Source organism: Pseudomonas sp. GZD-209, from assembly GCF_049310485.1.
Classification (GTDB): domain Bacteria; phylum Pseudomonadota; class Gammaproteobacteria; order Pseudomonadales; family Pseudomonadaceae; genus Aquipseudomonas; species Aquipseudomonas sichuanensis.
On record NZ_JBMOWQ010000199.1, the window covers coordinates 1 to 21,736 of the forward strand.

Consider the following 21,736-nt stretch of genomic DNA (forward strand, 5'->3'; position numbering starts at 1 on the left):
AATGTGGCGTACTTTGTCTCCCCTCCCCCCCCCCCCCCCCCCCCCCCCCACCCCCCCCCCCCCCCCCCCCCCCCCCCCCCCCCCCCCCCCCCCCCCCCCCGCTCCCACAGGCGTCTCGCTAGTGCACCACCCAACTCAACACCCACAACCCCAGCAACGCCCAGATGATCCCGAGAATGATCGATGCCCGCATGAACGCGCGCACCGCCGAGTACAGCAGCATCAGCCCGACGATCAAGGCGAGGATGCTGACCAGCGAAGTGTCCATGCCCAGGGTACGTGCCAGGCCATCTATGAAGTTGCCACCGGCATTGGCCAGCAGGTTGAACAACCCGCTCAGGCCATCGACGATGAAACGGATCACCGACCCCAGTACCTGGCCCAGCCACTCGAAAAAACCTTCTACATGCATAGTTGCTTCCTGATGAACGAATCGGTGGTTCCAAGCCTTTGGCCATCACCCGGCCCGGTCGGTTCCCGATGCCAAGCTTAGCCCGCCCACGCCTGATCAGAGCCCTGCGGCGCGGCGCCGTTGGCCTGTTACTGGCCATCGCCCTGTTGTGGTTGGCCGACCGCATCTGGCCGCTGCCGATGCCGGGCGACGACCTGGCGCGGGTGGTGCTGGCCGAGGATGGTACACCGCTGTGGCGTTTCGCCGATGCCGATGGCGTGTGGCGTTATCCGGTCAGCCCGGACGAGGTTTCGCCGCTCTATCTGGAGGCCTTGCTCGGCTACGAGGACCGTTGGTTCTATCACCACCCGGGGGTCAACCCCATGGCCTTGGCCCGTGCGGCCTGGCTCAACCTGCGCGGCGGGCGCGTGGTGTCCGGCGGCAGCACCCTGTCGATGCAGGTGGCGCGCCTGCTCGACCCGCATGACCGCACCCTGCCGGGCAAGCTGCGCCAGCTGTGGCGCACGGCGCAGCTGGAGTGGCACCTGCCCAAGCGCGAAATCCTGCAGATCTACCTCAACCGCGCACCGTTCGGCGGCACCTTGCAGGGTGTGGCGGCCGCCAGTTGGGCTTACCTGGGCAAATCACCGAAACACCTGACGCCGGCCGAGGCCGCGTTGCTCGCGGTGTTGCCGCAGGCACCGAGCCGCTTGCGCCCCGACCGCCATCCGCAGCGCGCCCAGCGTGCCCGCGACAAGGTGCTGCAGCGCCTGGCCGAGTACCAGGTGTGGCCGGCACAGCGCATTGCCGAGGCGCGTGAGGAACCCTTGCTGCTCGCCCCGCGCCAGGAACCGGCACTGGCACCGCTGCTGGCCCGGCGCCTGAACACGCCGGACAGCCCGCCGTTGATCCGCACCACCCTCGACGCCAGCCTGCAACGGCGCCTGGAAGACCTGCTGCTGGGCTGGCGTGCGCGCCTGCCCGAGCGCACCTCGGCGGCGTTGCTGGTGGTGGAGACGCAGAGCATGGCGGTACGTGCCTATCTTGGCTCGATCGACATCGGCGACGAGCGCCGCTTCGGGCATGTCGACATGATCCATGCCCTGCGTTCGCCCGGCTCGACCCTTAAGCCCTTCCTCTATGCCATGGCCATGGACGATGGCCTGATCCACTCCGAGTCGCTGCTGCAGGATGTGCCTCGGCGCTATGGCGATTACCGCCCGGGCAACTTCTCCATGGGCTTCAGTGGCCCGGTGTCGGCCAGCTCGGCACTGGCGCTGTCGCTCAACCTGCCGGCGGTGCAACTGCTCGAAGCCTACGGGCCGAAACGCTTCGCCGCGCAGATGCGCATGGGCGGCGTGCCCTTGGTGTTGCCGCCCTTGGCCGAGCCGAACCTGTCGTTGATCCTCGGTGGCGCCGGCAGCCGGCTGGAAGACCTGGTCGGCGGCTACGCCGCCTTTGCCCGTGAGGGGCGCAGCGCGAAGATCCGCCTGCAACCGCAGGACCCGCTGCTGGAGCAGCGCCTGCTGTCGCCGGGTTCGGCATGGGTCACCCGGCGTATTCTCAGCGGCCTGGCACGCCCCGACCGCGACCCCCACGCCGAGCTGGTGCAGCGCCCGCAACTGGCCTGGAAGACCGGCACCAGCTATGGCTTTCGTGATGCCTGGTCGGTGGGCGTCGGCCCGCGTTACCTGATCGGTGTCTGGATCGGTCGCCCCGACGGCACGCCAGTACCCGGCCAGTTCGGCCTGGCCTCGGCGGCGCCGCTGATGCTGCAGGTGCACGACCTGCTGAGCAACCGTGATGCCCAGCGCGGCATCCGCCTGCCAGTGGAGGCCGTACCGGACTCGGTGGGCGTTGCCGCGATCTGCTGGCCGCTGGGCCAGCCGATGAACCGCCTGGACCCAAACTGCCGCCGCCAGCGCTTCGCCTGGACCCTCGACAACACCACGCCACCCACCTTGCAGGCCGCCGACCAGCCGCTGGGCCTGGGCCTGCGCGACACGGTATGGGTCAACGACCAGGGGCTACGTGTCGATGCCGGTTGCCCGGGCGCCAAGGCCCGTGACATTGCCCTGTGGCCGGCACCGCTGGAGCCCTGGCTGCCGCGAATCGAACAGCGGGCGGCGCGGCTGCCGGCCGTGGACCCGAGCTGCCCGCCGCAGGTGGCGGCCAGCGCACCCCCGCTGTCGATCGTCGGTGTACGCCCAGGTGACAACCTGCGCCGACCGGCCACCAACAGCGAGCCGCTGCAGGTGCGGGTATCGGCGCTGGGCGGTGGCGGGCAGCGCTGGTGGTTCATGAATGGCCAGCCGCTGGGCGAAACCCGTGGGCAGGACAGCCTGCTGGTACGTTTTGAACAGGCCGGGCGCATCGAGCTCAGTGCGCTGGACGAGAGCGGCGAAACCGCGCGGGTGGAGTTCCAGATTAGCGAGTGATCCTGCGGGGCGTGGCCTGGTGGCTGATTGCAATCCCGGCACCTACGCTTGCTGGGGCGGGGGTGAGCAACGGGCACTCGCGTACCTTCGGGATCAGGGAGCGTCCGCATGCGTCCACTGCTGGTGATGTTGCTGGTGTGCTGGGGCGGCCTTGTCCGCGCTGCCCCGCTGCCGGGTTTCCTCGACAGCAGTCAGATCGAAGCACAGCTGCCCACGCCGAACCTGCCGGTAGATGCCTACCGTCCCGCTGCGCCTGTCCTGCAGTTGCCCACGCCAAGTGCGGTGCAGCAGCAACCGCTGTCGATGAGCACGCCGGTGCAGGTGCACAAGGTGCGTTTCGAAGGCGGCACCGTCTACCCCTTGAGCGACTTGCGCGAGCACTACCAGCCGTTGATCGGCCGGCAGGTCAGCCTGGGCGAACTGGTCGAGCTGACTGACCGACTTACCCAGCGCTATCGGCAGGACGGCTACCTGCTTTCGTACGCCTTCCTGCCGCCCCAGGACTTCAGCGAGGGGCGAGTGCGGGTGGTATTGGTGGAAGGCTACATTGGCGATTACCAGGTCGAGGGCGACATCGGCCCGGCGCGCGGCTACCTGGACCAGTTGCTGGGCAAACTGGTGAGCGAGCGGCCACTGACCCGGGCCAGCCTGGAACGCTATACCGGCCTGATCGGCCGCATCCCCGGTGTCACTGCCCAGGCGCAGGCCCTGGCACCGGGCACTGCCGACGGGCGCGCCCGGATGGTTGTCCGGGCCTTGCGCAAACCGTTCACCGGCAGTATCCAACTCAACGACGGCAGCCGTGATGACCTGCAGGCACTGTTAGGTGCCAGCAGCAATGCCCAGACCCGTTTCGCCGAGCAACTGAGCGCCAGCGTGCTGACGCCGCCGGGTGAGGACAAGGCGCACTACTATCGCCTGGACTACGCCCAGTTCGTCGACGCTGAGGGCTCGAAGTTGCTGTTGTCTGCCTCGCGCTATCGCAGTGAGCCGCGCACGCGGATTCGCCTGGACAATGGCGATGACTTGCTCCAGCAGCGCGACAGTGAGCGCTATTCGGTTGGCCTGAGCCAACCGCTGATCGTCTCTGCCAACGAGTGGCTGGAGGCGGTGGGGCGTATCTACATGGTCAAGGACCGTACCGACTACCGGTGGCTTGGCGCGCCCCGGCAGATGGACAGCGAGACCAATGTCCGCGCGCTGTCGTTCGAGGTCGATTGGCGCAAGGCCCAGGCTCGGCGCCTGCGCATTGTGAGTGGCGGGGTGTACCAGGGGCTGGACCATTTCGGTGCGCGCAGCAACGCCGGCCACGACCTGGATTTTCTGCGCTTGCGCCTGTCTGGGCTGCAGAGTGACAACTTCACCGACCATTGGCAGGGCGTGGCCTCGGCGGCGGGTTACTGGAGCAATGACAGCCTGCCCGACAGTGAGCGGGTGGTGTTCGGCGGGCAGAATTTCGGGCGTGGTTACCCGCGTGACCAGGCGTCCGGTGACAAGAGCTGGGGGCTGGCCTACGAGCTCAACTACAGCTTCAGGCGTGAGGGTGATTGGCTTCGAGTGCTGCAGCCGTATGCCGTGCTGGATGCTGCGCGGGCCTGGTTCAACAGACTGGAGGTGCAGTCGGCGCATATGTCGTCTGCCGCGATTGGCCTGCGCTTTGGCGATGGGCGGGGTTACAACATTGCCGTCGAGGTGGCCAAGCCGATGTCGGACATTGCGCTGGACAGTCTGAACCGGCGACCGAGGTTGAGCTTCAGTTTCAGCTATCCACTCTGATACGAGGAGACAGGTTGACAGGTTGACGGTATGTTGGTGCCGCTATAGGCTGATCGGCACTGCTACCCCCGTCACTGATGAGGCCATGCCATGAAAGTCGCCGAAGCCAGCCCCTCCCGTCTATCCCATGCCGCATCCGAGGCGACTAAAACTGCGCTGCTGGAAGGGTTCGAGCATTTTCTGGCGCAGTTGTCCCAACCCCAGCTGGCGGCATTGGCCGAGCGTGATGTCGAGCACGATTATTTCGAGGCCTTGCAGGCCATCTTGCCACGCCCTGAGCAACAGCCGCGCAGCCCCAAGGTGCGTAACCAGATTGCCTATGCCAAAGGTAAGGCACTGGCTTTCGAGCAGATCAGCAAGGGTTACGAACTGCTCGATTCGAAGACCGTCTGCGCGATCCTCGGCATTACCCGCCAGGCCTTGAACAAGCGGGTATTGCAAGGGCAGGTCCTGGCTTATAGCGAAGGGGCGCGCAAACACTATCCGGCTTTCCAGTTCGTCAACAACGAGGCATGCCCGCAAGTGGCGGAACTGGTGCAGGCTGTGGCCGTCCAGCCACGAGATACAGCGCAGGTGAACCTGCTGCTCGGCTTCCTGCTCGGGAGCATGGACTATTCCAACCCAGGGCAGGCGCCCAACGAGCTCCCTCGCTACCACTTGCTTGATGAACCCGGTGCATTCGCGGTCATCGTTCGCGACTTTGGTCATCGCTTGAGCATGGGCAAATAGCAGACCGGCCTTGTGGCCGGTTTGTTATTGCACGGCCACCTGCGTGCGCAAGAGTGCTTCGCCGACGGTTTCACCTGTGCTCAAGAGCAGATCATCCAGCGCCCGGCAGCGCAGGGCTGCCAACTGGTCGGCTCGCCCTTCGAACAGCACCAGGTTGCAGCCAGCAAGACTCGCGGTGATGGGGTAGACCTGCGAAGGGTAAAGAATGCCGTCCACCTGCGCGGCATGGCGCATGACCACGCCACTGAGCAGTTGGGTGTATAGATAGCCGACACTGCCCTGGCCCTTCGATGCCACGATCGCCTGCAAGGGGCTGCCAGCATTGCGGGCCAGTGCGCCAGCATCGACCACGACAAGTTCACGGGTGGCCTTCAACTCATGCAGGGCCAGCATCGCGATCTCACTGCACAGCACCGGGCTGGCGCTGCCCGCCCGGCCATGTTGGAGCGTTTCGGCCACCGCAACGATATCGCTCAGGGCCACATAGCAGACACCTATGGCCAACTGCGGGTCGCCGTAGCGGCTGTCCGAGTTGCGGTTGTAGTAGATCGGGTTTTTGAAGCTGCAGTGCTGTACGCGATAAACGTGCGTGGCGCGGGCAATGCGTCGGGTGGGCAGGCCATGGCTGGCAATGGCTGTTTCGATGAGCTGACGTTGGGCTTCGGCGAGCATTGGCGATGGCAGTCCTTGATGGCGTTGCTCCCGGCAAGGGGGCGGCCATTGTTGCAGGGCTGTCCAATGATTGTCGCCTGTGTAGAAGTGTCTGGATGTGCCTCGTCCGCGGGCCCGACGTTAGTTCACCGCATGCAGCAGTGGCTTGGGGAACAAGTTCTCCAGCGTCTCCAGCAGGCGCGCGTGGTAGATCGGCTTGCGAAACAGGTCCAGCACCTGCAAGCGCAGCAGGTCGCTGCAGTCGTCCATATCAGCGTGCCCGGACATGACAATCACGGGCAGGTGCTGGCGGGCGGTATGGTCGCGCAGGCGCTTGATCAGGCCGATGCCGCTCTCTTCAGGCATGCGCAGGTCGGTGATCACCAGGGCGACATCCGGGTGGCGGGTGAGCAGTTGCAGGGCGGTCCTCACCGAGACGGCGGTATGGCAGCAGAAACCCTGGTTTTCCAGCAGTTCGGCCAGCTCCAGCAGGGCCTCCTCCTCGTCATCGACCAGCAGGATCTGTTGACGCAAGGAAGAGGTCGGCATGGTCGGCTCCCGAGGTCTGGATCAATCGGCATGCACGCAGCGCAAGGTTACTGGGTGATCGCGGTCTGGATGGTGGTCATGATGGCTTTGACCTCGCCCGAGATGGGGGTGACGAACCCGGCCAGCACGACCGCGACCATGGCCGCGATCACCGCGTATTCGATACCGGAGGCGCCGTCCTTGCGCTGAAGGAAGTTCTTGCAGTGGAGGATGATCAGGTGGAGCAGCATGGCGGATCTCCTTGCGCACGGTCGGCGCCGGTCACGGGGCTTGAAATGTGACACCCCTTTGCCATCACAGGATTGCCAAGCCGTGGCAGCCTGCAAATGTAACAAAGCATTAGTTCGAAAGTATTAACTTTAATCAGCGAGGCTAAGTTCCTGTTTTCTTTATGCGTCAATTTCATGGCTTAAAAAACGCAGCCGGACAAATGGCGATTCGACAGGGCTGCGCTAACTTCCAATAGCGAAATAGTTACTTTTTGCCAGCATTGGTCCCCGGCGCAGGGAGTGCGGAAATGAGCAGTCGCTTGACCATGGTCCTCGCTGGCCTGTTTCTGTTGGCTGCATTGCTGGCCGGCTATTGGGGCCTGCGCCTCAGCCGCCCGGCGCAAACCGCGCCAACGCCTGTCGCTGCCGCCCCCACCGAGGCGTCGGCCCCCGCCGTTGCACCGGCTCCCGTACAACCCCCGGAACCGCCGCGCACCCCCATCCTGGTGCTGCGCAGGGCTGTGCCGGCCAATACCCCGTTGACCGCTGACGACCTGCTGGTCGAGCGCTTGCAGGTGGTGCCCGCCGGGGCTTTTCAGCAACCTGAACAGGTGCTGGGGCGCAGCAGTTCGCGGCCGCTGGAGGCCGGCAGTTGGCTCGACGAGTCGAGCTTCCAGGCGGGCGGCCCGCTGGCGCGGATGATCCGCAGCCACGAGCGCGCGGTGGCGGTGGCGGTGGACGATGTGGTGGGCGCAGCCGGGCAACTGCGGCCCGGCGACTATGTCGATGTGCTGCTGTTCCTGCGCGAAGAGACCAACAACCCGCAATCCTCCGCCCAGGTGGTGCTGCCGGCCCTGCGTGTGCTCAGCGTCGACCAGCAGACGGGCCTGGCCAATGACGGTCGCCCGGCGCAGACCGCCGAAGAGCAGAAAGCCCGCCGTGACCAGCAGATGATGGGCGGCACCGTTACTCGCACCGTGGGCTTGGCCGTGCCCCAGGCCCTGGCCAGCCGCCTGATGCTGGCCGCCCAGGCCGGCACCTTGCGCCTGGCAGTGCGCAGCGCCGACGAACAGTTGCTGGCGCGTTACTGGTCCGGCCAGGACGCAGGCGCGCAAGTGGACGCCGCCAACCGAGAACTCTACCGCTTCAGCCAGCTGTCCCAGGTGCCGCTGGCCGGCCCGGCCGCGGTTGCGGCAGTGCCCACCATGCAGATCATTCGTGGCGCTGCCCAGGCCGCCGACACCAACAACACCCCCTGACCCGGCAAGGATGCATTTCATGCGTAGTTCTTTGCGTAGTTCCTGGCGTCGCCCGCCGCGTCGCTCCGCGCAGCGGCCCTGGCTGTGGTGTCTCGCCCTGTGGTTGTTGATGCCGGTGGCGCAAGCGGCGGGCAAGGGGTGCGCGGCATTCGACCAATTGCCTTCGGTGATCGAGATGGACCAGGGCCTGCAGCAGGAGCTGCGCCTGCCGGTGGCCATCATCCGCGCCGCAGTGGGTGACCCCAAGGTGGCCGATGTGCAGCCCAGCGGCGAACGTGCCGTGCTGCTGACCTCGGTGGGGCAGGGCAATACCAGCGTGATGCTGTGGACCGACTGCGCCCCGCGACCGCACCGGGCCATGCTGTTCGTCAAGGGCCGGGCCAGCGCGGACATGGCCGAGGTGGCGCAACCCTCGGCCGGGCAGGACGCCCTGCCGATCCAGGTGCAGGCCGATATCCGTTTCGTCGAGGTGCGCCGGCAAAAATACAAGGAAGCCGGCGCCAGGCTGTTCTTCAAAGGCTCCAACAACAGCCTGTTCGGTTCGCCCAACACGGTGCCCAACACCTTCGTGCGCCCGGGCTATGTGCCGGGTATCCAGAACGGTACCAACCCGGTGACCTACGCCGATGTGCGGCCGGGCATCCCGCTCGACAACAACGTCTTCAACATTGTCTGGGGCGGCGGCAGCAGCCGGTTCCTGGCGATGATCAACGCCCTTGAGAACAGCGGTTTCGCCTACACCCTGGCGCGCCCCAGCCTGACCGTGCTCAGCGGCCTGACCGCAAGCTTCCTGGCCGGCGGCGAGGTGCCCATCCCGGTGCCCAGCAGTGGCAGCGACAACGTCTCGATCGAATACAAGGAATTTGGCGTGCGCCTGGCGTTGACCCCCACGGTGGTCAGCCGCAACCGCATCACCCTCAAGGTGGCGCCCGAGGTCAGCGAACTGGACTTCAGCAACGCGGTGACCATCGCCGGCACCCAGGTGCCGGCCCTGAGCGTACGGCGCACCGACACCAGCATTTCCCTGGCCGATGGCGAGAGTTTCATCATCAGCGGGCTGGTCAGCAGCAACGTGCGCTCGTCTGTGGACAAGCTACCGGGGTTGGGCAACCTGCCGATCATCGGCGCGTTCTTCCGCCAATCGGCGCTCAACCGTGAAGAGACCGAACTGCTGATGATCGTGACCCCGCACCTGGTCCAGCCGCTGGCCGCCGACGCGCGCCTGCCGGAGCTGCCAGGCGAGGCGCTGCGTACCTACGACCCCAGTTGGGGTCGCCTGTTCTTCATGGAAAACGGCAGCTTCGAAGGCCAAGGCGGGTTGTCCCGATGAGCGAAAGCCACAACCAGACTTACCTGGCCCTGACCCGCAACCAGGACGACCTGCACTGGTTGCAGGGCGCCCTGGCGCCGTTGGGGCAGGTGATCGGCGCCAATGGCCCGAGCCTCGACGAGTTGCTGGCGCTGGTCGACATGACCTTCAGCAACCTGGTGTTCATCGGCCTCGACCGCGAGCAACTGATCGCCCAGTGCGCGCTGATCGAAGGGGTACTGGAGGCCAAGCCGATGTTGGCCATCGTCGCGCTCGGCGATGGCATGGACAACCAGCTGGTACTGCATGCCATGCGCGCTGGCGCCCGCGACTTCGTCGCCTATGGTTCGCGTGCCAGCGAGGTGGCCGGGCTGGTACGGCGCCTGGGCAAACGCCTGCCGACCGTGGCCAGCAACCCCAGCCTGGGTGGGCTCAGCGTGCTCTACGGTGCCCAGCGCGGGGCCGACGGTGCGCTGTTGACCACCCACCTGGCGCGGGTGGTCCAGGACAGCGGCCAGCAGACCCTGCTGCTCGACCTGGGCCTGCCCCGTGGCGACAGCCTGGCGCTGCTGGGGCTGGAGGCGTCGTTCCACTTCGGCGATGCCTTGCGCCATCTGCGCCGGCTCGACGCCACGCTGATCGACAGCGCCTTCACCCGCGACAAAGGCGGCCTGCGCATTCTCGCCTATGCCGCCAGCGACGAGGCGCTGGAGCAGACCAGCGCCGCCGAGCTGTACATGCTGCTCAGTGCCTTGCGCCAGCATTTCCAGCACATCGTGCTGAACCTCACCGGGCAGGCCGACAGCGAAGCGTTGCGCACCCTGGTCAGCCATTGCGACAAGCTGATCCTGTACACCGACCAGAACATCCTCGATTGCCGGCGCAACCTGGAGTTGCTCGAGCAGTGGCGTGATCGCGGCATCAAGCTCGACCATGCCAGCCTGCTGGTCGACCGCTTCATGCGCCATGTGGCGCCGGATGCCGAAGCCCTGGCCAAGCGCTATGGCTTGAAGCTGCTCAAGGTCATGCCCTACAGCCCGGAGCTGCGCCTGAATGCCAAGAACCAGGGCCTGAGCCTGTTCGAGCTGGCCCCGCGCGAAGCGCTGAGCCAGGCACTGCGCGAACTTGGCGAGCGCCTGGCGCGGCGCTCGGAAAACCTGGCGCCCCCCACCCACACCTGGCTGCGCCGCCTGTGGAGCAACCGATGAGCAGCGAAGAACCCTTTGGTGGGCCGCGGCAGGCGGCCAACGACCCGCAGGTGCTCAAGCGGGCCCTGCACCGGCATGTCATCGATGCCATCGAAGACACTGGCCGCAACCTGCTCGAAGGCGCGCGCCCGGCCCTGGCGCAATTCGTCCTGGAGCAGGTGGGCGACTATGTGGCGCGCCTGCGCCTGGCCCTGTCGCGTTACGAGATGGAGCGCCTGGCCGAAGAGATCGTCGACGAGCTGACCGGTTACGGCCCGCTGGAAGTGCTGCTGCGTGACCCAAGTGTCACCGAGATCCTGGTCAATGGCCCGTACCGGGTGTTCGTCGAACGGGGCGGGCTGCTGCAGCACACCGACTTGCGTTTTATCGACGCGCACCATGTGCAACGCGTGATGCAGCGCATCCTGGCGCCCTTGGGGCGGCGCCTGGACGAGTCGTCGCCGATGGTCGATGCGCGCATGCCCGATGGCAGCCGGGTCAATGCAATCATCCCGCCGGTGGCGCTGGACGGGCCGTGCCTGTCGATCCGCAAGTTTCGCCAGGACATGCTCAAGAGTGCCGACCTGCTGGCCACCCGGGCCATCGACCAGGCGATCTACGACTTCCTCGAACGCGCCGTGGGCCGGCGCTGCAACATCCTCGTCAGCGGCGGCACCGGCACCGGCAAGACCACCTTGCTCAATATCCTCAGCCAGATGATCGCGCCCCAGGAGCGGCTGGTGACCATCGAGGATGTCGCCGAGCTGCAACTGCACCACCCGCACGTGGTGCGCCTGGAAACCCGTCCGCCCAACGCCGAAGGCCATGGCGAGATCAAGGCCAGCGAGTTGATCCGAAACGCCCTGCGCATGCGCCCCGACCGCATCATCCTCGGCGAGATCCGTGGCGCCGAAGTGGTCGATGTGATGACGGCGATGAACACCGGCCACGATGGCTCGATGAGCACCGTGCACGCCAACAGTGCGCAGGATGCCCTGCTGCGCCTGGAAACCCTGGTCGGCCTGACGGGCCGCCAGGTGGCCGAGAAGACCCTGCGCCAGATGATCTGCGCGGCGCTGGATGTGGTGATCCAGCTGACCCGTCTGGCCGATGGCCGCCGTTGTGTGAGCGAAGTGCTGGAGGTGGTCGGCGTGCGTGACGACGTGTACGTCACCAATACCTTGTTCCGCCTCGACCGGCGCGGCGGCGATGTGTTCCTTGGCGAGGCACCGCACCCGGCAGGGGTCAAGCTCCGCCACGAGGGCCTGCTGTGATCGGCCCGCTGCTGCTGGCATTGGCGCCGTTGTGCCTGGGCATGGCGTTGCTGCTGTGGCGTGTGGCCCTGCACAAGCGCGGTGAGGAGCGCATCCTGCAGCGCCTGGGGCGGGCCTACCGCGCGGTGCGCGGCGCCAGTGCCAGGCGTGACTGGCTCGACCCGCTGCTGCAGCGGGCCGGCCTGACGCCGGGCGAGCGCAGCTTGCACTACGGGTTGCTGGCCTGGCTGGGCCTGGTGCTGGTCGCCGGCCTGGCCGCAGGCTGGGTGGCGGCAGTGCTGATGCTGTTCGGCCTGCCTTTGCTTGGCCATGCCTACCTCAGTTGGCGCTGCCGCCGACGGGTGCAGCAGATCGTCGCGCAACTGCCTGGGCTGCTGGACTACAGCGTGCGCAGCCTCAAAGCCGGGCGTACCTTGAACGACGCGGTGCTCGGGGGGATCGATGGCACGCGCGAGCCACTGCACTCGGCGATGCTGCGGGTGCGGCGCAACGTGCGCATGGGCGTGCCGCTGGAGGATGCGGTCAGTGAACTGGCCGAGTTGTACCGCCAGGACGAGCTGCGCCTGTTTGCCCTGGGCCTGCGCATCAACCAGCGCCATGGCGGCAATGCCAGCGAATTGATGGAGAACCTGATCAAGCTGATCCGCGAGCACGAGCAGGGCGACCGCCAGCTGCGCGCGATGACCGGTGAAACGCGCATCACAGCGTGGATTTTGGGGGCATTGCCGCTGGGCATGGTCGGTTATTTCCTGCTCGCCAACCCCGGTTACCTGCTGGGCATGTGGCGCGACAGCCATGGGCAGACGATGTTGCTGCTGGCCTTCGCCCTTCAGGCCATCGGTTGCCTGGTGCTGTGGCGCATGATGAGGCGCCTGTGAACGCTGCCCTGTTGTTCAGCGCCCTGTGCCTGCTGGCCGGCTTTGCCCTGCTGGCGCTGCAGGCCGCGCGGCAGCTGCGCGCCCGGCAGCGGGTGGCGCGACGCCTGCAGGGGCGGTTGGCCCCTGACGAACGATTGGGCGACTGGCTGCACTGGCTGGGCAGTAGCCCGCTGGGGCGACGCCTGCAGCGTCTCGACGGCGAGACCCAGGTGCTGTTGGAGCGCCTGGGCTGGCGGCGCAGCCGGCAGCGGGCATTGTTCGCCGCGCTGCAACTCGGAGTGCCATTGCTGGCCGCAGGCCTGGTGCTGGTGATGGTGCATGGTTTGCCGGGGGAGCGCCGGGGCAACTGGATGGTGCTGGTGCTGTGTGCGCTGGGTGCCGGCTACCTGGTGCCCAAGCGCCTGCTCGCCGCGGCGGCGGCGCGGCGCCAACGCAAGATTGCCCAGGAAGTCAGCCTGATGATCCCCTTGCTGCGCATTCTGTTCGAGACCGGCCTTGCGGTGGAGCAGGCCTTGCGCGTGCTGGCCCTGGAGGGGCGCAGCCTGGTGCCGAACATCTGCGATGAATTGCAGCTGGTGTTGCAGCGGGTCGACTCGGGGCTGGCGCTGGGGCCGGAACTGGAAAAGACCGCACGGCTGCTGGCGGTGGACGAGTTCATCGACACCTGCGTGATCCTCCAGCAGTTGCTGGTGCAAGGCAGCGGTTCGATGAAGTCGTTGCTGGCGCTCAAGGAACTGCTGGATGACCGGCGCCTGACCGGCCTGCAGGAGCGGGTGTCGAAGATGTCGGCAAAGATGTCGGCGGTGATGATGGTGTTCCTGTTCCCGGCCTTGCTTATCGTCCTGGCCGGGCCGGGCTTTTCCGCCTTGGCGCGGGCATTGGGATCCTGAGGGGGAGAGGGATGAAAGCGATCGTGCTGATGACGGGCCTTTTGCTGCTGACCGGTTGTGCCGGGCAGCCGCCCGAAGGTCTGGCCCGCCTGCTCGGCGGCGGCAGCTGCGGCAAGCCCGCAGCCGACCAGCAACTGAGCCTGGACATGGCCGACCAGATGATTGGCGAAGGCCGCCCGCATGCGGGGTTGGCGCACCTGGAGCAACTGCCGGAAACCCTTGACCAGGTGCGCCTGCGCAAGGCCAAGGTGCTGCGCCTGCTGGGGCGCAGCGAGGCCGAACCGCTGTACCGCAGCCTGCTGGGGGGCTGCCTGGCGGCAGAGGGCGAGCATGGCCTGGGGCAGATAGCCGCGGCGCGGGGCGACGACACACAGGCCCTGCGTAACCTGCAGCGCGCAGTACGCCTGGCGCCGACTGATGAAAAAGTGCGCAACGACCTGGGCCTGGTGCAGATGAAGCTGGGCAACGATGAGCAGGCGCGCTTCGAGTTCCTCACTGCCCTTGAACTGAAGGATGACAACCCATTGCCGGCGGTCAACCTGGTGGCCCTGTCACTGCTGCAGGACAACTGGAACCAGGCCGAGGACCTGGTCAAGCGCCTGCGGCTCAAACCTGAGCAGTTCGCCGAAGCCCAGGCCCGTGCCCAGCAGCTCAGGGCCGGCGGGCGCGGCCCACTCGCCGCCCGCAGCACGCCGACGGCGGCCATCAATTGAACGGGAGGTGAGCATGTTCAAATCCTGGATAGCCCTGGCCTGCCTGGCCACGCCACTGCTGGCACAGGCCGAGGAGCCGCTGCGCCAAGCGCGGGCAGAAACCGCCACCGAGGCGCTGTTGCAGGTGCAGGCGAGCAATCGGCAGGCCTCGCCGGTGCGCCAGCAGCAGACCGCCAAGGAGCGCGACCAGTCCATGCAGCGCTGGCTCGACAGCTACAAGTACGAGATTCCGGACTTCTATCGCTGGACCAAGATCAGTTCGTCGAACAATGGCGGTTGATGGCCGTCAATGGGTGGTGAAGCGCTGGTGCAGCGGCGACGAGCCGGGCGCCAGCGCCAGTGCCAGCTGCGTGCGGTTGTGCATGTGGGTCAGGCGCAATACCTGTGACACGTAGAGTTTGACGGTGTTCTCGGTGATGCCCAGCTCGCAGGCGATCTGGTAGTTGGTCTTGCCCTTGCTCACCAGCTTTGCCACTTCCAGCTGGCGCGGGGACAGCTTCTCGAATGCCGACGGCAGCTCCGGCTCGGCCTCCTCGATGTCCGTGGCGCGGCGATGCACGCCCTGGCCGCGGGCTTTTTCCAGGTCCTGGTAGAGCTCGTCGATGGACTCGGCCAGGCCCTGCAAGCGCTGGTTGAGGCTGCCCAGTTCGCGAAAGTTGCGCTTACGCTCCAGCAAGGCGAGTTCCTGGCGCCGCACGCCTTCGAGCAGCTCGGTCAGATCCATGGGTTTCTGGTAGTAGTCGGCGAAACCTTCGCGCAGGGCGCGGATCACATCCTGCTTGTCGGCGCGGCCGGTCAGCATGATTGCCTCGAACATCCGTTGGCTGCCGGCGATCTGCTTCAGCGCGCGGACCAGCTCGATGCCATCGCGCTCGGGCATATGCAGGTCGCAGAGCACCAGGCCGATGGCTTCGTCGGCGATGTATTGCTCGATGGCCTGGTCCGTGGAATGGGCCGGGACGCAGCGATAGCCTTCGCTTTCCAGCCAGTCGCATAACTCTTCGACAATCATCGGCTGGTCGTCGACAACCAGCACTTTCACTTCACTGACGGACTTGTTCACGATCAACTCCCTGTCGTATCGGTCTTGCTGCCGGGCCGCGGGCACCGGCAACAAAAAAGTAGTCGCACTTTGCAATCAAGTACATGGACTGTACACCCTATCCGAACGTTCAGTCTTCATTGGATCCAGACTGCCGTCAGGAGAAACCCGGCCAGTACATAAGGCGCAAAGGGCTGCTTGTCGCCGACTTCTTCAGCGAGTTTCTGCAGGCGTTTTTTCAGTTTGGGGTTGAGCAAGGTCCACAGCCGGCGCCGGCCCAGCAGCCAGGCCAGCACGGTGATACCGGCGCCGATGAAGGTCCCCAGCACATACTGCGGGCTGGTGGCCAGGGCCAGGGCGGCCATCAGCTTGACGTCGCCGGCACCGAAACGGCCGAGCATGTAGCCGGGCAATGTCAGCAGCATGACGATGGCCAGGGCCCAGCCGGCTTCGCTGGCATCGGCGCCGATCCAGGTGTGGCCGGTGGCGAACAGCCAGGCCAGGGCACAGGTCGCGACACCCAGGGTGAGGGCGTTGGAAATCTGCCGTTCACGGACATCTTGTTCGGTGCACAAGGCAAGCCACATCAGGAGAACAATGCTTTGCATTGGCAAATTGCCATCCCTATTCGTTGAACGGTTCTATGCTGTCAGACAGGTCTCACAGTCAGGGTAGACGCGATCATGCAAGCAAGCCCGGCGGGACGGCAAAAAGGCGCGGCAGCCATCGAGTTTGTCGCTGTTTTCATGATTTTTTTCGCGGTGTTCTATGGGCTGGTCAGTTATGCCCTGCCGATGCTGATGCTGCAGTCGTTCAACCAGGCCAGCAGCGAGGCGGTGCGTCGCTGCGTGGCCGTCGACCCGGCAAGCGCCACCTATGCCCTGGACGTGCAAGGCGTGGCGCACCAGGTAATAAGCCGGCAGTTGGCCTGGATGCCCGACGCCCTCGGCTTCAACGTGGCGGGCGACACCCGGGTTGTGGTGGGGGCGGACAAGCTGCTGACGGTCACCATCGACTACCCCCGTGATCGGCTGGAGCGGGTGTTGCCAGTGCTGGTGCTGCCGCTGATCGGCGAGGTGCCCAAGCTGCCTGCGCGCCTGCAGGCCCAGTCGAGCCTGCAACTGTGACGGGCGGCCTGTTCGACCGTTGGCGCATGCCGCCGTCCCCTGCACCCGAGCTGCCCAACGTGCCGGCGGTGGGCCTGCAACTGTGGCTCGACGATCAGGCTCGGGTGCTGCGCCTGGCGGGCCCGCTGCGGACCTTGCTGGCCTTGCCAGGGCGTTCCGCCGCGCGGGTGCACGACTACCTGCAACGCCACAGCTGGCTGGTGCTCGAAGGCGAACCCGGCGATTGGCAGGGGCAGCCGCTGGATCTGGACTTTCACACCGTCATGGGCCAGGCGCTGCATACCCGTGGCTGGTTGCAGCGCCACGGCGAGGCCTGGCTGCTGCAGCTGTTCGATATTGGCGACCTGCTGCGCGAGCAGCGCTGGGACCGCCAGCGGCCACTGCTGGTGGAGATTGGCCATGCGCTGCGTGAATGCGGCGCCGAGCGCTTGCTGCAGACCACCCGCGAGCAGTTGCAGGCGTTGGCCGAACACTGGCAGGCCTCCTCGCTGCGGCTGATGCTGCGTGAGCCGGGTGGCTGGCGCCATTACGCCAGCAACGAAGACCAGTGGCCCTGGCCGGACGATGGCCGGCTGCAGCCCTGGCTGCGGCAACTGCCTGCGCAGACCTTGATCGAGGTCACCGATGACCCCGAACTGCTGGCGCGCTGCGGGGGGCTTTCGCTGTTCCTGGTGCCCTACCGCCAAGGGCGGGATGCCGAGGCCTGGCTGCTGTGCGCCGGGGCCACGCAGACGCCCCCGGCCGATATGGCGCTGGCGTTGGCGCGGACCTTGGTCGAGCCGCTGCTGGCGCGCCATCGACACCAGCAGTTGCAGCACCAGGCCAGCCACCTCGACGACCTCCAGCAGCAACTGGGGGCGGGCTGGTGGGAGTGGCCGCTGGACGGCCAGTTGCAACTCGACCCGGCGCTGGCCACGATGCTGGCGTTGCCGTGCCAGGTCGGTGAAGGGCAATGGTTGGCACGCCTGCACCCGGCTGACCGTGAGCCCGCGCAATTAGCGCTGCAACAGGCGCGCGAGGGGCTGACGCTGAACCTGAGCCTGCGCCTGGGCGAGGCCGATGGCATTGCTGCGCAGCGCTGGTTCCAATGGGTCGGCCAGTTGCAGGGGCAGCAGTTGCGCGGTTTTCTGCTCGACATCAGCGCGCTCAAGACCCAGGAACATCAGGCCGGCACTGCCCGTGCCCGGCTGGAGAACCTGATCGCCAGTTCGCCGGCGGTGATCTACGTGCAGCGCTACGCCGACGGCGCGCTGCACAGCGAGTTCTTCAGCGCCAGCCTGGCGCCGTTGCTGGGCTGGCCGGCCGACGGCGAACTGGCGCGCCAGCCTGGCCTGGCCGTGCACCCGGATGACCGGCCGCTGTGGCTGGCGCGCACCCGCGACCTGTTGCGCGATGGCCAGGTGCGCTGTCGTTACCGCCTGCGCGATCAGCTTGGCGGCTACCACTGGATGCACGATGAGGCGCGCCTGCTGCGCGACGACCTCGGCCAGCCGCGGGAGGTGGTCGGGCTGTGGCTGGATGTCAGCGAAGCGACCGAGGCCGCTGAGCGCACGCGCCAGAGTGAGGAGCGCTACCGCGTGCTGGTGGAGGACTCGCCAGCGATGATCTGCCGCTACCGCCCGGACCTGAGCCTGGTGTTCGGCAACCGGCCCCTGGCCGACTACCTGCACTGCACGCCGGAGCAGCTGGTGGGCGCGAACCTGGGCCAGTGGCTGTCCGCCAGCCAGCGTGAAGATTTCCTGCAGCGTTTGCAGGCGCTGACCCCGGAGCAACCGATGAGCAGCGCGGAAATTTGCCTGCAACTGCCTGGCCGTGAACAGGCCTGGTGGGTGTGGGCCGATCGCGGGCTGTTCGATGCCCAGGGCCGCCTGCTGGAGATCCAGGCTGTCGGCCGTGACAACACGGCGGTGCGGCGTAGCCAGCAGCAATTGTTGCAGGGGGCGAAAATGGTCACGCTGGGCGAGCTGGCGACCGGGCTGGTGCACGAGATCAACCAGCCGCTCAACGTGATGCGCATGGCGCTGGTCAATGCGCTGCAACGCCTGGAGAACGGCACTGCCGAGCCTGCGTACATGGAACAGAAGCTGCGCCGGATCGAGGCCCAGATCGAGCGCGCCGCGCGGTTGGTCGAGCATATGCGCGTGTATGGCCGGCGTTCGGCGCCCGAGCGTGAGTGCTTCAGCGCCTGGGGCGCGGTAGAAGGGGCCCGCGCCTTGCTGGAGGAGGGGCTGCGCGGCAAGGGCGTGAACCTGTGCATCGAGGCGCCCGCCGAGCAACCGCAGGTATTCGGCCATCAGGACCAACTGGAACAGGTGTTGATCAACCTGATGGTCAACGCCCGTGACGCCTTGCTCGAACAGCGCCGCGCGCAGCCGTGGATTCGTGTACGCCAGACCTTGCTGGGCTCGCGCCTGTGCCTGCTGGTGGAAGACAACGGCGGCGGCATCGACCCGCATCTGCTCGAACGTATCTTCGAACCCTTCTTCACCACCAAGCCGGCCGGGGTCGGCACCGGCCTTGGGCTGTCGGTCAGCCACGGGATCGTCAGCCATATGGGCGGCAGCCTGTCGGTGGCCAACAGCGACGAGGGTGCGTGCTTCCGGGTTGAACTGCCGCTTCACAGCAGCAGTTGAGCGTGCCCGCTGCTGCAACTGAGGTTGGCGCCGACCTGGGCGTTGGCCAGGTCGATGCCCAGGGTCTTGAGCACCACGTTGAGCAAGGGGTCGATCAGCGGGCTTAGCAGGCCCCTGATCAGCGGCTCCAAGATCCCTTTCACGGTAGTGAGGGTGCCGGCCACCAGGGCCATCAGGTCACCGAACACATTGCTGACGCCAGGCTTGTAGGCTTCTATCTCTACGCCCGCAAATGTGGTGGTCAGGCTGCCGACCACATCCTGATTGCTCATGCGCAGGTAGGACGGCAGCTGGTTGATGTCCGGTGGTGCAGAAGCGCCTTGGAACAGTAGCGGGGTGACCGTTGCCTGCAGGATCGGCGCGTTGGCCTTGAGCCCAAGGCCACCCCCGGCGAAAGCCGCGCGGGTACAGGCGGCGCCCAATGGGCCGCAGGTCTTGATGCCGATATCAACGAGCGGTAGTGGGGTGAGCGCCGTGCTTCCATTCACGAAGAAGGTGTTCGCGTCCTTGTACTTGCCGATGGTCACGATGGCCGCGGCACTGCGAGTGGTGGCGGTAAGGCGCTTGTCGGGTTGGCAACGGTAGTCGGTCACCCGACTTTCGGCCTTGGCCACCTCGATGCCGATGTGCAGTGATGCTTTGTCCGGCACCACTTTCACCTCGACATATTTGCACTGACTGAGCCCCAACGCGCAAGTCAGCGACTGCACCACACCCACCAGGTTCAAGTGCAGCAGGTCGTTGAGCACCGAGGTCAGCGGGGCGGCCAGGCTGGTCACAGCATTCACCAGCCCAAGCACGCCATCGAGCAGTGGCAGGTCGAGCGATACCAGTGCCTGCACCTGCGCGGTATGCACTTCGATCACGTCGGTGGCGGGGTTGCCTACCGCCGAGACCTGCTCGGGCTGGATTACCTTCATCTGGACCCGGCCATTGACCAGCCCCAGTACGCTGATGGGCAGGTCGACGTTGGCGGCATTCTTGCTCACGGCCAACTGGATCACCCCTTGGACCAGTTGCAACAGCTGGATATTGCTGTCCAGGCCGGCCTGCGCCGTGCCGTTCTGGATTTTCAGGATGTCGCCCAGATGCAGCTTGCCGCCGGGGGTTCCGACTGCAACGTTGCCAAGGTTGGTGGCAACACCGAGTGTCGAACTGCTCTGCTGCAGGACATGGACGGCGGCATTCAGCAACTCGGTGAGCGTGGCATCGGTGTTGAGCAGTTTGTCGTAATCACCGGCCTTGAGCTTGAGGTCGATTGCCAGTTGATCGAGGTACTTGAGCAGGTTGATCTGGGTATCGGCAATGCCCTGCCAGCCGGCCAGGTTGAGCTGGACATTGCCGCCCAGGCTGGTGAGCAGGGCGTTGAGCAAGGTTGAGTGGCGCGAGTCGAGGGTTGCCAGGGTGCTACGAATTCGCAGCATCGCCTGTGGCGGTGCGGGCTTGGCCGCCACCGCGCTGGCATGCAGCGTGGTTGTGCGCGAGAAATTGCCATCGATCAGGCTGAACAGGCCGCCGGCGGCACTGGTGGTCACCTGCTCGCGGACTTCGACCTTGATCGCTTCAGGGCGGCTGTTATCGGCGTTGAATACCCGCAGGTTGTCAGCGCCGGTGCGCAGGTAGCCACAGCTGGCGAGCAAGGGGTTGTTGACGGAATGGCCGTTGCGGGTGGCGGCGTTGCGGGCCAGGACCGAGGCCTGGACGCCGGCGCCGCTGCAGACGCCGCCATGCTCGGCGGCCTCCAGCGCGGCCATGTCGGCGATGCGCTGCAGCTTGCGTTGCTCCAGGTACAGGCGCCCGCTGTCGACGGTGAGCAGCATGAACAGCAGGGCCAAACCGAGGGTCAGTGCGGCCATCAGGCCGATCGCGCCGCGTTGGCGTATTGCTGGATGGGCAACCACAGGCACTCCTTTGCCGGCCAGTGGCCTGGCAGCACGGCGGCGGTGCAGGGAGTGTAGTCAAGGTGGTGGCACGTTGCCTTGATTGGGGTATAGGTCGTGGACTGTCTGTAACGGCCTATCGCCGACAAGCCGGCTCCCACAGGTGTGGCGCATGTCCGCAGTGCGGCGCTGTACCTGTGGGAGCCGGCTTGCCGGCGATGGGGCCACCACTCATTCAATGGGGTGGGTAGTTGCTCAATACCTGGGTCACGGTTTTCTGGATCGCTGTGTTGCGCTCCTGTGGGCTGGGCGGGTAGTTGTTCATGATCTGCTCGGCGCTGCCGCGCCAGACCAGCTTGCCGTCGCGGCCATCGAACAGGTCGACCTGGATGGTCGCCACCTTGTAGTCGACGCTGCGGGTCTCGTTGTACATCGGGCCGCCCCAGTAGCCCCCCCAATAGCCGCCCCAGGCACCACCGTAGTTGGTGGTGACCTGCTGCTGGCGGTCCTCGACGATCAGGTAGGCGCGCACCTTCACATCAGGTTTGGCGTTGCCCTGTACCGGGCGCAGGCCGCGCTGGTCGAGCTGGCCGGCGACGGCCTGGCGGATGCGCTGCTCGGTGAGGTCGCTCTTGATCCGCGGGTCATCCGGCCGGTACTGCAGGCCGGGCTCCTGCCAGGCCCAGCTGCGGTAGGCGGCGAAATCGCGGCTGGCATCGAAATCCTGCTGGACGTTGTTGCTCGCACAGGCACCGAGCAGCAGCGCGAAGGACAGTACAACGAGACGTCGCAACATGATGG

Annotated in this window: 21 protein-coding genes; 13 read left to right on the forward strand and 8 right to left on the reverse strand. The window is 66.2% G+C overall.

All coding sequences use genetic code 11. The features are described from left to right. Nucleotides 1-118 precede the first annotated feature (118 nt). A complete protein-coding gene (locus ACO6VM_RS20945) occupies nt 119-412 on the reverse strand; it encodes a hypothetical protein (protein ID WP_110735938.1) in 294 nt (97 codons plus the stop codon). A gap of 68 nt (nt 413-480) precedes the next feature. On the opposite strand from ACO6VM_RS20945, the gene pbpC reads away from it, so the two are divergent. The 3 genes from pbpC (at nt 481) to ACO6VM_RS20960 (ending at nt 5,334) form a co-directional block, all read left to right on the forward strand. Further along, on the forward strand, nt 481-2,829 hold the full coding sequence (gene pbpC, locus ACO6VM_RS20950; RefSeq protein ID WP_422403765.1) for a peptidoglycan glycosyltransferase PbpC: 2,349 nt from the start codon (nt 481-483) through the stop codon (nt 2,827-2,829). A gap of 108 nt (nt 2,830-2,937) precedes the next feature. Beyond that, on the forward strand, nt 2,938-4,605 hold the full coding sequence (locus ACO6VM_RS20955) for a ShlB/FhaC/HecB family hemolysin secretion/activation protein (protein ID WP_422403766.1): 1,668 nt from the start codon (nt 2,938-2,940) through the stop codon (nt 4,603-4,605). Nucleotides 4,606-4,695: 90 nt separating this feature from the next. Next, nucleotides 4,696-5,334 (forward strand): hypothetical protein, encoded by a 639-nt coding sequence (locus ACO6VM_RS20960; protein WP_401060201.1) that lies wholly within the window; start codon nt 4,696-4,698, stop codon nt 5,332-5,334. Between the two features lie 24 nt (nt 5,335-5,358). On the opposite strand, the gene ACO6VM_RS20965 is transcribed toward ACO6VM_RS20960, so the two are convergent. The 3 genes from ACO6VM_RS20965 to ACO6VM_RS20975 form a co-directional block, all read right to left on the reverse strand. After that, nucleotides 5,359-6,006, reverse strand: coding sequence for an RES family NAD+ phosphorylase (locus ACO6VM_RS20965; RefSeq protein ID WP_422403767.1), 648 nt, complete (start codon nt 6,004-6,006; stop codon nt 5,359-5,361). 120 nt (nt 6,007-6,126) lie between these two features. After that, nucleotides 6,127-6,534 (reverse strand): response regulator, encoded by a 408-nt coding sequence (locus tag ACO6VM_RS20970; protein WP_390966033.1) that lies wholly within the window; start codon nt 6,532-6,534, stop codon nt 6,127-6,129. Between the two features lie 47 nt (nt 6,535-6,581). Further along, nucleotides 6,582-6,764: a Flp family type IVb pilin gene (locus tag ACO6VM_RS20975; protein ID WP_110992923.1), complete on the reverse strand. Its 183-nt coding sequence runs from the start codon at nt 6,762-6,764 to the stop codon at nt 6,582-6,584. A 287-nt stretch (nt 6,765-7,051) separates the two neighbouring features. Here ACO6VM_RS20975 and cpaB point away from each other — a divergent pair, with 287 nt between their 5' ends. The 8 genes from cpaB to ACO6VM_RS21015 all read left to right on the forward strand — a co-directional run bounded on the left by cpaB (nt 7,052) and on the right by ACO6VM_RS21015 (nt 14,533). Next, nucleotides 7,052-8,002 carry a Flp pilus assembly protein CpaB gene (gene cpaB / locus ACO6VM_RS20980; protein WP_125465680.1) on the forward strand — a complete coding sequence of 317 codons (951 nt, stop codon included), beginning with the start codon at nt 7,052-7,054 and terminating at the stop codon, nt 8,000-8,002. Nucleotides 8,003-8,111: 109 nt separating this feature from the next. After that, nucleotides 8,112-9,332, forward strand: coding sequence for a type II and III secretion system protein family protein (locus ACO6VM_RS20985; protein WP_422403773.1), 1,221 nt, complete (start codon nt 8,112-8,114; stop codon nt 9,330-9,332). Beyond that, nucleotides 9,329-10,519 (forward strand): pilus assembly protein, encoded by a 1,191-nt coding sequence (locus ACO6VM_RS20990; RefSeq protein WP_401060195.1) that lies wholly within the window; start codon nt 9,329-9,331, stop codon nt 10,517-10,519. Before ACO6VM_RS20985 ends, ACO6VM_RS20990 begins: the two co-directional genes overlap by 4 nt. Beyond that, nucleotides 10,516-11,772 carry a CpaF family protein gene (locus tag ACO6VM_RS20995; protein ID WP_422403768.1) on the forward strand — a complete coding sequence of 419 codons (1,257 nt, stop codon included), beginning with the start codon at nt 10,516-10,518 and terminating at the stop codon, nt 11,770-11,772. The genes ACO6VM_RS20990 and ACO6VM_RS20995 overlap by 4 nt, the downstream gene beginning before the upstream one ends. Continuing rightward, complete coding sequence (locus tag ACO6VM_RS21000) at nt 11,769-12,650, forward strand: type II secretion system F family protein (protein WP_422403769.1); 882 nt, start codon at nt 11,769-11,771, stop codon at nt 12,648-12,650. The genes ACO6VM_RS20995 and ACO6VM_RS21000 overlap by 4 nt, the downstream gene beginning before the upstream one ends. Next, a complete protein-coding gene (locus ACO6VM_RS21005) occupies nt 12,647-13,540 on the forward strand; it encodes a type II secretion system F family protein (RefSeq protein ID WP_401060191.1) in 894 nt (297 codons plus the stop codon). The genes ACO6VM_RS21000 and ACO6VM_RS21005 overlap by 4 nt, the downstream gene beginning before the upstream one ends. 11 nt (nt 13,541-13,551) lie before the next feature. Next, complete coding sequence (locus tag ACO6VM_RS21010) at nt 13,552-14,253, forward strand: tetratricopeptide repeat protein (protein WP_401060190.1); 702 nt, start codon at nt 13,552-13,554, stop codon at nt 14,251-14,253. 13 nt (nt 14,254-14,266) lie between these two features. Then, on the forward strand, nt 14,267-14,533 hold the full coding sequence (locus ACO6VM_RS21015; RefSeq protein ID WP_401060188.1) for a DUF3613 domain-containing protein: 267 nt from the start codon (nt 14,267-14,269) through the stop codon (nt 14,531-14,533). 6 nt (nt 14,534-14,539) lie between these two features. On the opposite strand, the gene ACO6VM_RS21020 is transcribed toward ACO6VM_RS21015, so the two are convergent. Further along, complete coding sequence (locus ACO6VM_RS21020; RefSeq protein WP_401060186.1) at nt 14,540-15,322, reverse strand: response regulator; 783 nt, start codon at nt 15,320-15,322, stop codon at nt 14,540-14,542. 110 nt (nt 15,323-15,432) lie between these two features. Next, the gene (locus ACO6VM_RS21025; protein WP_390966046.1) at nt 15,433-15,903 is read right to left on the reverse strand and encodes an A24 family peptidase; all 471 of its coding nucleotides are present in this window, start codon (nt 15,901-15,903) and stop codon (nt 15,433-15,435) included. 75 nt (nt 15,904-15,978) lie between these two features. Between ACO6VM_RS21025 and ACO6VM_RS21030 the strand changes: the two genes are divergently transcribed. Together ACO6VM_RS21030 and ACO6VM_RS21035 are read left to right on the forward strand one after the other, a co-directional pair. Then, a complete protein-coding gene (locus ACO6VM_RS21030) occupies nt 15,979-16,422 on the forward strand; it encodes a TadE/TadG family type IV pilus assembly protein (protein ID WP_401060184.1) in 444 nt (147 codons plus the stop codon). Nucleotides 16,423-16,448: 26 nt separating this feature from the next. Further along, on the forward strand, nt 16,449-19,055 hold the full coding sequence (locus ACO6VM_RS21035; RefSeq protein ID WP_422403770.1) for an ATP-binding protein: 2,607 nt from the start codon (nt 16,449-16,451) through the stop codon (nt 19,053-19,055). On the opposite strand, the gene ACO6VM_RS21040 is transcribed toward ACO6VM_RS21035, so the two are convergent. After that, on the reverse strand, nt 19,040-20,956 hold the full coding sequence (locus tag ACO6VM_RS21040) for a pilus assembly protein TadG-related protein (RefSeq protein ID WP_401060180.1): 1,917 nt from the start codon (nt 20,954-20,956) through the stop codon (nt 19,040-19,042). The genes ACO6VM_RS21035 and ACO6VM_RS21040 overlap by 16 nt on opposite strands. Nucleotides 20,957-21,170: 214 nt before the next feature. Then, nucleotides 21,171-21,731 carry a DUF4136 domain-containing protein gene (locus ACO6VM_RS21045; protein ID WP_125860526.1) on the reverse strand — a complete coding sequence of 187 codons (561 nt, stop codon included), beginning with the start codon at nt 21,729-21,731 and terminating at the stop codon, nt 21,171-21,173. Nucleotides 21,732-21,736: the final 5 nt, after the last annotated feature.

Bases quoted from the DNA above. Each gene is read 5' to 3' on its own strand.
- ACO6VM_RS20945 (WP_110735938.1), bottom strand. From the start codon at position 412: ATGCATGTAGAAGGTTTTTTCGAGTGGCTGGGCCAGGTACTGGGGTCG.
- pbpC (WP_422403765.1), top strand. From the start codon at position 481: ATGCCAAGCTTAGCCCGCCCACGCCTGATCAGAGCCCTGCGGCGCGGC.
- ACO6VM_RS20955 (WP_422403766.1), top strand. From the start codon at position 2,938: ATGCGTCCACTGCTGGTGATGTTGCTGGTGTGCTGGGGCGGCCTTGTC.
- ACO6VM_RS20960 (WP_401060201.1), top strand. From the start codon at position 4,696: ATGAAAGTCGCCGAAGCCAGCCCCTCCCGTCTATCCCATGCCGCATCC.
- ACO6VM_RS20965 (WP_422403767.1), bottom strand. From the start codon at position 6,006: ATGCTCGCCGAAGCCCAACGTCAGCTCATCGAAACAGCCATTGCCAGC.
- ACO6VM_RS20970 (WP_390966033.1), bottom strand. From the start codon at position 6,534: ATGCCGACCTCTTCCTTGCGTCAACAGATCCTGCTGGTCGATGACGAG.
- ACO6VM_RS20975 (WP_110992923.1), bottom strand. From the start codon at position 6,764: ATGCTGCTCCACCTGATCATCCTCCACTGCAAGAACTTCCTTCAGCGC.
- cpaB (WP_125465680.1), top strand. From the start codon at position 7,052: ATGAGCAGTCGCTTGACCATGGTCCTCGCTGGCCTGTTTCTGTTGGCT.
- ACO6VM_RS20985 (WP_422403773.1), top strand. From the start codon at position 8,112: ATGCCGGTGGCGCAAGCGGCGGGCAAGGGGTGCGCGGCATTCGACCAA.
- ACO6VM_RS20990 (WP_401060195.1), top strand. From the start codon at position 9,329: ATGAGCGAAAGCCACAACCAGACTTACCTGGCCCTGACCCGCAACCAG.
- ACO6VM_RS20995 (WP_422403768.1), top strand. From the start codon at position 10,516: ATGAGCAGCGAAGAACCCTTTGGTGGGCCGCGGCAGGCGGCCAACGAC.
- ACO6VM_RS21010 (WP_401060190.1), top strand. From the start codon at position 13,552: ATGAAAGCGATCGTGCTGATGACGGGCCTTTTGCTGCTGACCGGTTGT.
- ACO6VM_RS21015 (WP_401060188.1), top strand. From the start codon at position 14,267: ATGTTCAAATCCTGGATAGCCCTGGCCTGCCTGGCCACGCCACTGCTG.
- ACO6VM_RS21025 (WP_390966046.1), bottom strand. From the start codon at position 15,903: ATGCAAAGCATTGTTCTCCTGATGTGGCTTGCCTTGTGCACCGAACAA.
- ACO6VM_RS21030 (WP_401060184.1), top strand. From the start codon at position 15,979: ATGCAAGCAAGCCCGGCGGGACGGCAAAAAGGCGCGGCAGCCATCGAG.
- ACO6VM_RS21035 (WP_422403770.1), top strand. From the start codon at position 16,449: ATGCCGCCGTCCCCTGCACCCGAGCTGCCCAACGTGCCGGCGGTGGGC.
- ACO6VM_RS21045 (WP_125860526.1), bottom strand. From the start codon at position 21,731: ATGTTGCGACGTCTCGTTGTACTGTCCTTCGCGCTGCTGCTCGGTGCC.